This window comes from Streptomyces phaeoluteigriseus (genome assembly GCF_001896135.2).
Taxonomy (GTDB): domain Bacteria; phylum Actinomycetota; class Actinomycetes; order Streptomycetales; family Streptomycetaceae; genus Streptomyces; species Streptomyces phaeoluteigriseus.
Map to the genome: position 1 here is coordinate 988,231 of NZ_MPOH02000011.1, position 13,568 is coordinate 1,001,798.

The following is a 13,568-nucleotide window of genomic DNA, read 5'->3' on the forward strand; positions in this document are numbered from 1 at the left end:
CGGACGGTCAGTACGACTTGGGCAGGCCCAGGGTCTGGTGGGAGACGTAGTTGAGAATCATCTCCCGGCTCACCGGGGCGATACGAGCCACGCGCGAGGCCGTTATCAGCGAGGCGAGGCCGAACTCGCGGGTGAGGCCGTTGCCCCCGAGGGTGTGCACCGCCTGGTCGACCGCCTTCACGCAGGCCTCCCCGGCGGCGTACTTCGCCATGTTGGCGGCCTCGCCCGCGCCGGCGTCGTCCCCGGCGTCGTACAGATGGGCCGCCTTCTGCATCATCAGGCGGGCCAGTTCGAGGTCGATGTGGGCCTGGGCGAGGGGGTGCGCTATGGCCTGGTGGGCGCCGATGGGGGTTTTCCAGACGGTGCGCTCGCGGGCGTACGCGATTGCCTTGCCGAGGGCGTAGCGGCCCATGCCGATCGCGAAGGCGGCCGTCATGATGCGCTCCGGGTTGAGGCCGGCGAACAGTTGGAGCAGCCCCGCGTCCTCGTCGCCGACGAGTGCCCCGGCGGGCAGCCGTACGTCGTCCAGGACCAGCTCGAACTGCTTCTCCACCGCTTGCAGTTCCATGTCGATGGGCCGCCGGGTGAAGCCGGGGGCGTCGCGCGGGACGATGAACAGGCAGGGCTTGAGGCGGCCTGTGCGGGAGTCTTCCGTGCGGCCGACGATGAGGGTGGCGTCGGCGATGTCCACGCCGGAGACGAACACCTTGCGGCCGGTCAGCAGCCAGTCGCCACTCGCCTCGTCGCGGCGGGCGGTGGTGGTGATGCGGTGGCTGTTGGAGCCGGCGTCGGGCTCGGTGATGCCGAAGGCCATCAGGCGGGAGCCGTCGGCGAGGGCGGGGAGCCACTCCCGCTTCTGGGCGTCCGTGCCGAAGCGGGCGATCACCGTGCCGCAGATGGCCGGGCTGACGATCATCATCAGCAGGGGGGAACCCGCGGTGCCGAGTTCTTCCAGGACGAGGGAGAGTTCGGCGATGCCGCCGCCTCCGCCTCCGTACTCCTCGGGGAGGTTGACGCCGATGTAGCCGAGCTTGGCGGCTTGCTGCCACAGGTCGCCGTTCGTGGAGGCGTGGTGGTCCTTGGCGAAGCCGGATACCGCTGCCCGGAGGGCCTTGTGCTCGTCGGACTCGATCAGGGTGGTCATGGTGGGCTCCTTCGCGTGCGGCTCGTCCGTGGCTGGGCGCGTGGGTCCTGTCGTCCTGGGGCCTGTCGTTCGGATCACGCCGCAGACGCGGGGTCCGGCACTGAACAGCGCTGTCGATTTCCCGCGACCTGATCCAAACGACAGGCCCTAGGGCGTCCGCACCACCGCCAGGAGTGCGTTGACCTCCACCTGCTGTCCCGTCGTCACCGGCAGTGCCGTCAGCGTCCCCGCCGCCGGTGCCGAGATGACGTGTTGCATCTTCATCGCTTCCAGCCACACGATCGGTTCGCCCGCCCGGACACTCGATCCGGTGACGAGGCCGTCCGCGATCTTGACGACCGTGCCGGGCATCGGGGCCAGCAGGGAGCCGGGGGCGCGCTGGTTCTCGGGCTCGGGGAAGCGCGGCAGGGCGGTGAGGGTGGTGGCGTTCACGTGGACGCGGTCGCCGTGGCGGGCCACCTGGAACCTGCGCCGTACGCCGTCCGCCTCCAGGACGACGAGGGCCGCGTCCGCGTGGACGACGTGCACGCCGTCCGCCGTGAGGCCGCTCCGGGTGTGGTGGTAGCGGACCTCGTGTTCCTCGCCCGCCAGGAGGTAGCGGCGGGTCTGCGGCTGGGAGGGCAGGTTGCGCCAGCCGCCGAAGCGGGAGCGGCCGTGGGCCTCGGCCAGGGCCGCCGCCAGCGGGGCGTACGGGTCGGGGGCCGGTGCCGTGAGGGTCGTGAGGTGGCGGTCGTAGAAGCCGGTGTCCATGCGGGCGGAGGTGAACTCCTCGTGCCGCAGGGAGGCGACGAGGAGGTCGCGGTTGGTGACCGGGCCGTGGATGGTCGCCTTCTCCAGGGCGCCCGCGAGGCTGCGGACGGCCTCCGCGCGCGTGGGGGCGTGGGCGACGACCTTGGCGATCATGGGGTCGTAGTGGACGCCGATGGTGTCGCCGTCGCCGAAGCCGGTGTCGAGGCGGACGCCCTCGGGGACGGCAAGGCGGTGCAGGGTGCCGGTCTGGGGGGTCCAGTCGGCCGCCGGGTCCTCGGCGTAGAGGCGGGCCTCGACGGCGTGGCCGCGCGCGCGTGGCGGCTCGGCGGCCAGGGCGTGGCCCTCCGCGACGCGGATCTGCTCCGCCACCAGGTCGATGCCGAAGACGGCCTCCGTGACGGGGTGTTCGACCTGGAGGCGGGTGTTCATCTCCAGGAAGTGGGCGCGGCCGTCGGCGACGAGGAACTCGACGGTTCCGGCTCCGGTGTAGTCCACGGCGCGCGCGGCCCGCACGGCGAGCGTCCGCAGCTCGTCGGCGAGTTCGTCGGAGAGTCCGGGGGCCGGGGCCTCCTCGACGACCTTCTGGTGGCGGCGCTGGAGGGAGCAGTCGCGGGTGCCGAGCGCCCAGACCGTGCCGTGGGTGTCGGCGAGGATCTGCACCTCGACGTGGCGGCCGTTCTCCAGGTAGGGCTCGACGAAGACCTCGCCGTCGCCGAAGGCGCTCGCGGCCTCGGCGCGCGCGCCCTCGAGGGCGGGCTTCAGCTCGGCCGGGCGGCGCACGACGCGCATGCCGCGTCCGCCGCGCCCGCGGCGGCCTTCACCAGGACGGGAAGGTCGGCCTCGGTCACGTCGTCGGCGCGCAGCGGGTCGAGCCCCATGAGCGCCTTCGCCCGCGTCTTGGACGCCATGGCCTCGATCGCCTCGGGCGGCGGCCCGATCCAGACGAGGCCGGCGTCCAGGACGGCGCGGGCGAAGCCGGCGTTCTCGGAGAGGAAGCCGTAGCCGGGGTGCACGGCGTCCGCGCCCGCCGTGACGGCCGCCTTCACGATCAGGTCGGCCCGCAGATACGTCTGTGCGGGAGTGGTGCCCGGCAGCCGTACGGCCGTGTCGGCCACGCGCGTGTGCAGGGCGTTCTCGTCGGCGTCCGAGTGCACGGCGACCGTGCGGATTCCCGACGCACGGCAGGTGCGGAAGACGCGGCAGGCGATCTCGCCGCGGTTGGCGACGAGCACAGAAGTGATCACTGGTAGGTCCCTCACATCCGGAAGACGCCGAATCCGCCCCGCGTGCCCTCGTAGGGGGCGGTGTGGACGGCCGACAGGCACAGGCCGAGGACGGTGCGGGTGTCGCGCGGGTCGATGACACCGTCGTCGTACAGCCGCCCGGACAGGAACATGGGCAGCGACTCGGACTCGATCTGCTGCTCGACCATCGCGCGCAGGGCCGCGTCGCCCTCGTCGTCGTAGGGCAGGCCCTTCGCGGCGGCCGACTGGCGGGCGACGATGGAGAGCACCCCGGCGAGCTGCTGCGGGCCCATCACGGCCGACTTGGCGCTGGGCCAGGCGAACAGGAAGCGGGGGTCGTAGGCGCGCCCGCACATGCCGTAGTGGCCGGCGCCGTACGAGGCGCCCATGAGGACGGAGAGGTGGGGGACCCTGGAGTTGGAGACCGCGTTGATCATCATCGCCCCGTGCTTGATGATGCCGCCCTGCTCGTACTCCCTGCCGACCATGTAGCCGGTGGTGTTGTGCAGGAAGACCAGGGGGATGTCGCGCTGGTTGGCGAGCTGGATGAACTGGGCGGCCTTCTGGGACTCGGCGCTGAACAGCACGCCCTGGGCGTTGGCGAGGATGCCGACCGGGTAGCCGTGCAGGCTCGCCCAGCCGGTGACCAGGCTCGTCCCGTAGAGCGGCTTGAACTCGTCGAAGTCGGAGGCGTCGACGATCCGGGCGATCACCTCGCGCGGGTCGAACGGCACCTTGAGGTCGCCGGGGACGATCCCGAGGAGTTCCTCGGGGTCGTACCTGGGCGGCTCGGCCGGTCCGGGATCGTCGTACGCCTTGCGGTGGTTGAGGCGGGCGACGACCCGCCGGGCCTGGCGCAGGGCGTCCTGTTCGTCGACGGCGAAGTGGTCGGCGAGACCGGACACGCGCGCGTGCATCTCCGCGCCGCCCAGGGACTCGTCGTCGCTCTCCTCACCGGTCGCCATCTTCACCAGCGGCGGCCCGCCCAGGAACACCTTCGCCCGCTCCTTGACCATGATCACGTGGTCGGACATGCCGGGGACGTACGCTCCCCCGGCCGTGGAGTTGCCGAAGACGACGGCGACGGTCGGGATGCCGGCCGCGGACAGCCGGGTCAGGTCCCGGAAGATCGCGCCGCCGGGGATGAAGATCTCCTTCTGCGAGGGCAGGTCGGCGCCGCCGGACTCCACCAGGCTGATGCAGGGCAGCCGGTTGGCGAGCGCGATGTCGTTGGCGCGCAGGGCCTTCTTCAGCGACCACGGGTTGCTGGCGCCGCCGCGCACCGTGGGGTCGTTGGCGGTGATCAGGCACTCGACGCCCTCGACGACCCCGATGCCGGTGACGAGGGAGGCGCCGACCGCGTACTCGCTGCCCCAGGCCGCCAGCGGCGACAGTTCCAGGAACGGGGTGTCGGGGTCGAGGAGCAGCTCGACGCGCTCGCGGGCCAGCAGCTTGCCGCGCCCCCGGTGCCGGGCGACGTACTTCTCGCCACCGCCCGCCAGCGCCTTGGCGTGCTCGGCGTCGAGGTCGGCGAGCTTGGCGAGCATGCTGTCGCGGTGGGCTCGGTGGTCGGGGCCGTGGGGGTCGAGCGCCGACGACAGGACGGTCACAGCAGGTCCTCCGGGATGTCCAGGTGGCGGGAGCGCAGCCATTCGCCGAGCGCCTTGGCCTGCGGGTCGAAGCGGTGCTGCGAGGCGACACCGGCGCCGAGGAGGCCCTCGACGACGAAGTTCAGGGCGCGCAGCCGGGGCAGGACGTGCCGGGTGACGCGCAACCCGTCGCTTTCGGGGACCAGCTCGCGGAACCGGTCGACGGTGAGGGTTTGGGCGAGCCACCGCCAGGCCGCCTCCGACCGCACCCACACGCCCACGTTGGCGTCCCCGCCCTTGTCACCGCTGCGGGCTCCGGCGACGAGCCCGAGGGGCGCCCGTCGCACGGGCCCGGCCGGCGGCGGCGCCGGCAGCGGCGGTGGCGGTACGTCGTCCAGGCCGAGGGTGTCGGCGGCGGGAGGCACGGGGACGCGGCGGCCGTCGGCGAGGACGGCCACGTGGTCCACCTCGCCCCGCGGGACGTACGCGGCCTCGAACACCCCGTAGGGGGCGCCCTTGCCGGGCGGCGCGAGCACGTGGAAGCCGGGATAACTGGCCAGCGCCAGTTCCACGGCCGCGCCGCTGAGCGCCCGCCCGACCACGCTCCGGTCGGGGTCGCGGACGACGAGCCGCAGCAGCGCGCTCGCCGTCTCCTCCGTCCCGGCGTCGGGGCGGTCGGTGCGGACCAGGTCCCAACGGATGTCCTCAGGCCGCGACTTGGCGAACGCGTCCGCCATCTGCCGGCGTACCAGAGCCGCCTTGGCCTCGATGTCGAGGCCGGTCAGCACGAAGACGACCTCGTTGCGGAACCCGCCGATCCGCGTGCGGCCCACCTTGAGGTCCGGCGGCGGGGCCTCGCCGTGTACGCCGTCGATCCGGACGCGGTCGGGGCCGTCCTGGGTGAGCCGTACGGTGTCCAGCCGGGCGGTGACGTCCGGTCCCGCGTACCGGGCGCCGCCCGTCTCGTACAGCAGTTGCGCGGTGACCGTGCCGACGTCGACGAAGCCGCCCGTGCCCGGATGCTTGGTGATGACGCTGCCGCCGTCCGCGTGCAGCTCGGCGAGCGGGAAGCCGGGCCTGCGGACGTCGCCCTCCCCGAAGAAGGCGTAGTTGCCGCCGGTGGCCTGCGTCCCGCACTCCAGGACGTGCCCGGCGACGACGGCTCCCGCGAGCCGGTCGTACTCGGTGGGCCCCCAGCCGAAGTGCGCGGCGGCGGGCCCGGTGACCAGGGCCGCGTCCGTCACCCGCCCGGTCACCACGACGTCCGCGCCCTCCCGCAGACAGGCGGCGATGCCGAAGCCGCCGAGGTAGGCGTGCGCGGTGAGGCTGCCGGGATACCGGGGCCCGAGGTCGTCGCCCTCGACATGCGCGACCCGTACGGCGATGCCGAGCCGGTCGGCCAGCGCCCGTACGGCGTCGGCGAGTCCGGCCGGGTCGAGGCCGCCGGCGTTGGTGACGATCCTGACCCCCCGCTCGTGCGCGAGGCCGAGGGTCTCCTCCAACTGGCGCAGGAAGGTGCGGGCGTACCCGGCGGAGGGGTCCTTGAGGCGGTCCCGGCCGAGGATCAGCATGGTCAGCTCGGCGAGGTAGTCGCCGGTGAGGACGTCCAGTTCGCCGCCGGTGAGCATCTCGCGCATCGCGTCGAAGCGGTCGCCGTAGAAGCCGGAGGCGTTGCCGACGCGCAGGGGCCGGGCCGTCACCGGGCGCCTTGCTTCGGCGGGCGGCCGGTGCCGGGCGGCCCCGCGAAGGCCTGGGCGATGTCCAGCCAGCGGTCGGCGTCGGAGCCCTCGGCGTGCAGCGCGAGGTCGGCGCGGTGGGCGCGCTGGGTGACCAGCAGGCAGAAGTCGAGCGCGGGGCCGGTGACGCGCTGGGGGGCGTCCTCGGGACCGTACGTCCACGACTCGCCGGACGGGCTGCGGAGTTCCACCCGGACGGGGTCGGCCGGGGCGGGGAGGCCGTGCACGCCGAAGGCGAAGTCCCGGGTGCGGACGCCGAGGCGGGCGATGTGCCGGATGCGGTCGGTGGGGGCGTGGGTGGCGCCGAGGGCCTCGGCCACGTCCAGACCGTGGGCCCAGGTCTCCATGAGGCGGGCGGTGGCGAGGGAGGCGGCCGCCATCGGGGGGCCGTACCAGGGGAACCGGGCGCCGGCCGGGGCCTCGCGCAGCGCCTCGTCGAGGGCGGCGCGGCCTGTGCGCCAGCGCGCGAGCAGCTCGGCGGGCGGGAGGACGGCGGCTTCCTCGGCGCCCTGGTCGACGAAGGAGTCGGGGGCGGCGAGCGCCTGTTCGACCAGGGTCCGGAACCCGTCCTCGTCCGTGACGGCGAGCAGGGCGGAGCGGTCGGTCCAGGCGAGATGCGCGATCTGGTGGGCGACGGTCCAGCCGGGGGCGGGGGTCGGGAGGCCCCAGCGATCCGGACCGCCCCGGCCACCAGCCGGTCGAGTTCGTCGCTTTCGGCACGCAGGTCGTCGAGCACGGGCGTCGGGTCGGCCATGGGGAGGAGCATGGCAGCGGCCCCAGAAACAATCAAGCATGCTTGCATGATTTATTGGGCGGGAGTGGGACGGGGGCGGGAGTGTCGGCGGATCGGCGGTCGGCGGATCGGCGGTCGGCGAGTCGGCGGTCGGCGAGTCGGCGAGTCGGCGGTCGGCGAGTCGGCGCGGGCAGCGCCCGGTCGGGATACGTGACAGCGGCTGCCGCCTCGTCCCGGCACGCGACCAGGGCCCCGCCCGCCCGACACGCGTGCGAGTGGGGCCGGCGCCGGCCTGGCGATCCGGCCGGGGCCGCTGCTCTGCGCACTGGTGAGCGGGGGCCACCGCCGGCCTGCCTCCCTCACCCGGGACTCCGACCGGGCCATCCGGTCGGGGCCGCTGCCCCCAGCACGGCACGCGAGCGGGGCCGCCGGTCCGCCTCCCTCGCCCCCGACTCCGGGGGGAGATCACCCCGGCCGGCGCGCGTCACCCCGGCCGTCCGCCCCGTACACCCGCGCTCACGGTCACCCGCATGACACCCGGCTCGTCCCGGTCGTCCTGCCGCGGCGACCACGCTGTGCCGCTGCACTACAACGGCCCGGCGATGCTGCGGGGGATCGCGGCGGCCGACGCGCTCGCCGTCGTACCGCCCGGTGGCGCGCGGGCCGGTCAGGAGGCGGAGCTGCTCGATCTTCCGTGGGCCGCAGCGGGAATCGGTGCCTGTTTCACGTGAAACATCCGAAGAGGTCGAGTCATCCGGTTGTTTCACGTGAAACACCCGGATAGGCCAGCTCCGGCTGTTTCACGTGAAACAGTCCGGTGAAACGGCCGGGCTGCCTACCGCGCTGCCTGCCGCCAAGGGCGGGCGCTGCCTGCCGCCCACCGCCCAGACTCCCGACATCCGACTCGCGTCCCGACTCCCGGCCCCCGTTCCGGCACCCCGCTCCTGCCTCACACCTGTTCGGCCACGGCCGTCTTCGCCCGGCTGACCGTGATCACCCGGTCCCCCGCCTGGAGCTGCGTGAGGCGGGCGTCGGCGAAATCCAGAAGGTCCTTGCCGCGGACGACGGCCACGACCAGGTCGCTGGATGCGCGCGGCGACTTGCCCGCCTCCTGCTCGGTGACGGGGCGTTCGATGAGGTCCAGGCCGCTGCCGAGGGTCATGAGGTCCTCCAGGGTCCTGGCCACGGTCGGGCTGACCATGGCGACGCCCAGCAGCCGCCCGGCGGAGCTTGAGCTGGTGATCACGGTGTCAGCGCCGCTCTGCTTGAGCAGCGGCACGTTCTCGTCCTCCCTCGCGGCGACGACGATCGTGGCGCGCCGGTTCAGCTGGCGGGCGGTGAGCGTGACCAGGGCGGCGGTGTCGTCGCGTTGTGGGGCCACGATCACCCGGGAGGCGTGGGCGACCTCGGCCTTGAGGAGCGTCTCCGAGCGGGTGGCGTCCCCGATCACCGACACCAGCCCGTCGTCCCCGGCCGCGTGCGCGGCCTTGCCCTGGACGTCCACGATGACGATCTGGTCCTTGGGGATGCCCTGCCCGACGAGCGTCTCCACCGCGTGCCGGCCCTTGGTGCCGTAGCCGACGACCACGACATGCCGGTGGGTGCGGCTGCGCCAGCGGTGGATGCGGACCTGCTGACGGGTGCGCTCGGTGAGGACTTCGAGGGTGGTGCCGACCAGGATGATCAGGAAGAGCACGCGAAGCGGTGTGATGACGAGGATGTTGATGAGCCGGGCGGAGTCGCTGACCGGGGTGATGTCGCCGTAACCGGTGGTGGAGAGGGTGACGGTGGCGTAATAGGCGGCGTCGAGGAAGTCGAGGCTGCCGTCGGAGTTGTCGTTGTAGCCGTCGCGGTCGAGATAGACGATCAACGTGGTGACCAGCAGCACCAGCAGGCCCAGGGAGAGGCGGCGCAGCACCTGCTGGAGCGGGGGGAGGGCGCTCTGCAAGGGCATCGTGATGGAGCGGCCCGCTCGGCGTCGTCCCGCGCCTCGGCGCGCGAGCGGTACCACAACGACCGCAGGAGAGAGAGACGTCCCGGCCCGGCTGGGTGTCGTTCTTGGTCTCGCATCGCGTGGCCCCCTGTGGTGGTGATCCGATCGGTGGGCACCATGGTTCCCGGCGGAGTCGCACCCGTCAGTACGCGACACCCGTTGCGTACGAGCTTTCGCCCCAGCAACCCGGAGGTCCCCTTGCGCGACCACACTGTCGTCGTCGGCTTCGGCACGAAAGGCCGGTCCGCGATCCGGACCGCCTGCGCGTCGGGGCTGCGGAAGGAGCAGGTCATCGTGATCGACCCCGGCGCCAAGATGATCGAGGCGGCGACGGCCGAGGGCTACGAGGGCGTGGTCGGCGACGGCACCCGCAGTGACGTGCTGCGACGGGCGGAGGTACAGCGGGCCGGCCGGATCATCATCGCGACGGAACGCGACGACACGGCCGTCCTCGTGGCGCTGACGGCCCGCCAGCTCAACCCGCGGGCGAAGATCGTGGCCGCGGTGCGCGAGGAGGAGAACGCGCCGCTGCTGAAGCAGTCCGGCGCCGACGAGGTCATCACCAGTGCGGGAGCGGCCGGGCGGCTCCTCGGACTGTCCGTGCTCAGTCCTGCGGCGGGCCGCGTGATGGAGGACCTCTTGCACCAGGGCAGCGGTCTCGACATCGTGGAACGGCCGGTCACCAAGGCCGAGTCGGGGCGCGCTCCACGTGAGATGGCCGACCTGGTGGTGAGCGTCGTCCGCGGACACCGGGTGCTTGCCTACGACGATCCGGCCGTCGGCGTGCTGGAGTTGACGGACCGCCTGGTCACCATCGTGCGAGTGCCTCCGGAGCCGCCGAAGGCACTGCGCTTCTGAGCCGGGCCACAAGGCCCCTACTTGCGGTTGTACAGCCGCATCGTCACCGGCCCGAAGACCAGCACGAACAGTCCCGCCCACCCCAGCGACCAGGCGACCTCGGCGGCCGGCCAGTCCCCGGCCATCAGCCCGCGCACCGCGGACGCGAGGTGGGTGACGGGGCTGTTGTTGACGAACGCCTGGAGCCAGCCCGGCATGGTCCTCGGATCGACGAACACGTTGGACAGGAAGGTCAGCGGGAAGATCACCATCATGCTGACGCCCATCACCGACTTCTCCGTGCGCAGCAGCAGACCGAACATCGTCCAGATCCACGAGAACGCGAACGAGAAGACGACCAGCAGGGCGATCCCGGCGACGACGCCGAGGAACCCGCCGTCGGGCCGGTAGCCGAGGATCATGCCGACGGTGAGCATCACCACGGACGCGATGGTGTAGCGCAGGGCGTCGCCGAGGAGATAGCCGACCATCGTCGACGGCCGCCAGATCGGCAGTGAACGGAATCGGTCGAAGACGCCCTTCTCGATGTCCGTGTTCACCGAGACGCCCGTGTACATGGTGATCATCACGACCGACATCACCAGGATGCCCGGCAGCAGGAACTGGATGTACTCCTCCGGCGACCCGGCCAGGGCACCCCCGAAGAGGTACGTGTACATCAGCACCATCATGATCGGGAACGCCGTCACGTCGAACAGCTGCTCCGGCACGTGCTTGATCTTGAGGATGGCCCGCCAGCCGAAGGTGAGGGAGGCCGACCAGGCGCTCGGCCGTGGCGGGCGCTCCTTGGCGACCAGCAGGGCCGCGAGGGAGTCGGTGCGGACGGGCGCGAGGTCCTGGGTCTCTTTGGTCGTCACGGTGCTCATGCGGCCACCTCGTTCTTCACGGCGTCGTCCGCCTGGGTGTCGTGTCCGGTGAGGGCGAGGAAGACCTCGTCCAGGCTGGGCTGGCCCAGCGAGAAGTTGTCGACGGTGATGCCGGTCCTGGCCAGCTCACTCAGCGCCCGTGCCGCCTGCTCGGCGGCCGTGTCGCCGGACGCGGCGGCCAGCCGGGCCGTCAGGGCCACCGGGTCGGGGTCCTGCTGTACCTGCGCGTCCAGCACCCTGCTCAGCACCTCCGCGGCCTGCGGACGCTGCTCGGCGTCCCGCAGCCGCAGATGGACGGAGCCGGCGCCCACGGACGCCTTCAGCTCGCCCTTCGTGCCCTCGGCGATCACCTTGCCGCGGTCGATCACGGCGATGCGGGACGCCAGCTGGTCGGCCTCGTCCAGATACTGGGTGGTCAGCAGCACGGTGGTGCCCTGGGCGACCACCGCCCGCACGATGTCCCACACCTGGTTGCGGCTGCGCGGGTCGAGCCCGGTCGTCGGCTCGTCGAGGAAGAGCAGGTCGGGCGTGCTGAGGATGGACGCGGCGATGTCGATACGGCGGCGCATGCCGCCCGAGTAGTGCTTGACCTGCTTCGCGGCCGCGTCGGTGAGCCCGAATGCCTCCAGCAACTGTGCGGCCCGCTCGCGCGCGGGCTTCTTGGCGTGCCCGAGGAGCCGGGCCAGCAGCACCAGGTTCTCCGCGCCGGTGAGGTCCTCGTCCACGGACGCGTACTGCCCGGTGAGGCTGACCAGGCCGCGCACCGCGTCGGCCTCGCGGACGACGTCGTGGCCGAACACGTGGGCCTGGCCGCCGTCGGGCCGCAGGAGGGTGGCGAGCATCTTCACGGTGGTCGTCTTGCCCGCGCCGTTCGGGCCGAGGACGCCGTAGACGGTGCCGGTGGGGACGGCGAGGTCCACGCCGTCCACGGCCCGGGTCTCACCGAACGTCTTCACCAGGCCCGCGGTCTCGATCGCCAGGCCGGCGGTGTGCTGGCTCATGGTGGGGTGTCCTTCCGCGCATTTTGGCTGATGCATGGGGAGACCTTTACCGTCGCGCGAATTCATCGGTCGCGCACAGGATTTTCGCCACGGATCAGCCCAACGACCGAGGAGGCTGCGACCAGCGACCGAGGGGTAGCGTCCCTCACATGCATGCGATCACGATTCCCGAACCCGGTGGTCCCGAGGCGCTGGTGTGGGACGAGGTGCCCGATCCCGTACCCGGCGAGGGCGAGGCCCTGGTCGAGGTGGTGGCCAGTGCCGTCAACCGTGCCGACGTCCTTCAGCGCCAGGGCTTCTACAACCCGCCGCCGGGCGCCTCGCCCTACCCCGGTCTGGAGTGCTCCGGCCGGATCGTCGCGCTCGGCCCCGGCGTCTCCGACTGGGCCGTGGGTGACGAGGTGTGCGCCCTGCTCGCGGGCGGCGGATACGCCGAGAAGGTCGCCGTACCGGCCGGACAACTGCTTCCGGTGCCCGAGGGGGTCGACCTCGTCCGGGCCGCGGCGCTGCCCGAGGTGGCCTGCACGGTCTGGTCGAACGTCTTCATGATCTCCCACCTCCGCCCCGGCGAGACGCTGCTGGTGCACGGCGGCTCCAGCGGCATCGGCACCATGGCGATCCAGTTGGCCAAGGCCGTCGGCGCCAAGGTCGCCGTCACCGCGGGCAGCAAGGAGAAGCTGGAGCGGTGCGCCGAACTGGGCGCGGACATCTTGATCAACTACCGCGAGCAGGACTTCGTCGCCGAGATCAAGCAGGCCACCGACGGTGCCGGCGCCGACGTCATCCTCGACAACATGGGCGCCAAGTACCTGGACCGCAACGTCCAGAGCCTCGCCGTCAACGGCCGGCTGGCGATCATCGGCATGCAGGGCGGCGTCAAGGGCGAGCTGAACATCGGCGCGCTGCTCGGCAAACGTGCCGCGATCAGCGCGACCTCGCTGCGGGCCCGCCCCCTCGGCGAGAAGGCGTCGATCGTGGCCGCCGTACGCGAACACGTCTGGCCGCTGCTCGCCGCCGGCCATGTCCGTCCGGTCGTGGACCGCGAACTCCCGATGAGCGATGCCGCCGCGGCCCACCGTGTCGTCGAGGACAGCGGGCACGTCGGCAAGGTCCTGCTGGTCGCGCGCTGACACGGCGCCGCCGTTCCCGCTAGCCGCGGCGCAGCCGCAGGCCGACGAAGGCGAGGCCGAGGCCCAGGCCGACGAGGACCAGACCGCTGCCGAGGGGCAGGATCCGCAGCATCCGTCCGACGGGCTGTTCCTCGGCGGCGTCGGTCCGCCCCACGGCTTGCGGCGAGGCGGACGGGACGAGCCCGGCCTCGGGTGGCTCCGCGGCCGTCGGCTCCGCGACCGGCACCTCACCGAAGCCCGCTTCCTCGGCGGCGGGCGTCTCCTCGTCGAGAACCTCCACGTCCTCCTGGGGCGCCTCCTCGGTGCGGCCGGGCCGCACCCGCCCCTCCCCGGCCCGGCTGCCGGCCCGATCGGGGCCACCGGAGGACACTGAGGGCGAGGCGGACGAAGCGGAAGAGACGGAAGAGGCGGACGCCGATCCGGCCGGGGAGGTCGATACGGGGGCGTAAGACGGAACCCTGGGATACGACGGGACGCGTTCGTGCTCCGGCCCCCGACCCCCGGCCCCGCCCCCCGACTCCCTC

8 protein-coding genes and 4 pseudogenes are annotated in these 13,568 nt (G+C 72.6%); 3 read left to right on the top strand and 9 right to left on the bottom strand.

Annotated features, from left to right (window positions below):
- Positions 1–7 precede the first annotated feature (7 nt).
- The 5 genes and pseudogenes from BM536_RS15550 to BM536_RS15570 all read right to left on the bottom strand — a co-directional run bounded on the left by BM536_RS15550 (position 8) and on the right by BM536_RS15570 (position 7,217).
- On the bottom strand, positions 8–1,144 hold the full coding sequence (locus tag BM536_RS15550; protein ID WP_073495904.1) for an acyl-CoA dehydrogenase family protein: 1,137 nt from the start codon (positions 1,142–1,144) through the stop codon (positions 8–10).
- Between the two features lie 147 nt (positions 1,145–1,291).
- Positions 1,292–3,138 (bottom strand): annotated as a pseudogene (locus tag BM536_RS15555) (acetyl/propionyl/methylcrotonyl-CoA carboxylase subunit alpha).
- 11 nt (positions 3,139–3,149) lie between these two features.
- Positions 3,150–4,748, bottom strand: a complete 1,599-nt coding sequence (locus BM536_RS15560) for an acyl-CoA carboxylase subunit beta (RefSeq protein ID WP_073495902.1) — start codon at positions 4,746–4,748, stop codon at positions 3,150–3,152.
- Positions 4,745–6,427: an acyclic terpene utilization AtuA family protein gene (locus tag BM536_RS15565; RefSeq protein WP_094103039.1), complete on the bottom strand. Its 1,683-nt coding sequence runs from the start codon at positions 6,425–6,427 to the stop codon at positions 4,745–4,747. Before BM536_RS15565 ends, BM536_RS15560 begins: the two co-directional genes overlap by 4 nt.
- Positions 6,424–7,217 (bottom strand): annotated as a pseudogene (locus BM536_RS15570) (TIGR03084 family metal-binding protein). Before BM536_RS15570 ends, BM536_RS15565 begins: the two are co-directional and overlap by 4 nt.
- Before the next feature lie 460 nt (positions 7,218–7,677).
- Between BM536_RS15570 and BM536_RS15575 the strand changes: the two are divergent.
- Positions 7,678–7,927: pseudogene (locus tag BM536_RS15575) on the top strand (molybdopterin molybdenumtransferase MoeA); the annotation flags it as partial.
- 218 nt (positions 7,928–8,145) lie between these two features.
- Here the strand turns inward: BM536_RS15575 and BM536_RS15580 are convergent.
- Positions 8,146–9,150, bottom strand: coding sequence for a potassium channel family protein (locus BM536_RS15580; RefSeq protein WP_094103040.1), 1,005 nt, complete (start codon positions 9,148–9,150; stop codon positions 8,146–8,148).
- Positions 9,151–9,384: 234 nt separating this feature from the next.
- Here BM536_RS15580 and BM536_RS15585 point away from each other — a divergent pair.
- Positions 9,385–10,047: pseudogene (locus tag BM536_RS15585) on the top strand (potassium channel family protein); the annotation flags it as partial.
- A gap of 17 nt (positions 10,048–10,064) precedes the next feature.
- Here the strand turns inward: BM536_RS15585 and BM536_RS15590 are convergent.
- Both BM536_RS15590 and BM536_RS15595 read right to left on the bottom strand, forming a co-directional pair.
- Positions 10,065–10,913 carry an ABC transporter permease gene (locus tag BM536_RS15590; RefSeq protein WP_073493987.1) on the bottom strand — a complete coding sequence of 283 codons (849 nt, stop codon included), beginning with the start codon at positions 10,911–10,913 and terminating at the stop codon, positions 10,065–10,067.
- Entirely contained in the window at positions 10,910–11,914 is a 1,005-nt protein-coding gene (locus BM536_RS15595; RefSeq protein ID WP_073493989.1) for an ATP-binding cassette domain-containing protein, read from the bottom strand. The genes BM536_RS15590 and BM536_RS15595 overlap by 4 nt, the downstream gene beginning before the upstream one ends.
- A gap of 149 nt (positions 11,915–12,063) precedes the next feature.
- Here BM536_RS15595 and BM536_RS15600 point away from each other — a divergent pair, with 149 nt between their 5' ends.
- Complete coding sequence (locus tag BM536_RS15600; protein WP_073493991.1) at positions 12,064–13,044, top strand: NAD(P)H-quinone oxidoreductase; 981 nt, start codon at positions 12,064–12,066, stop codon at positions 13,042–13,044.
- A gap of 19 nt (positions 13,045–13,063) precedes the next feature.
- Here the strand turns inward: BM536_RS15600 and BM536_RS40780 are convergent, their stop codons facing one another.
- Positions 13,064–13,363, bottom strand: a complete 300-nt coding sequence (locus BM536_RS40780; RefSeq protein WP_073493993.1) for a hypothetical protein — start codon at positions 13,361–13,363, stop codon at positions 13,064–13,066.
- Positions 13,364–13,568: the final 205 nt, after the last annotated feature.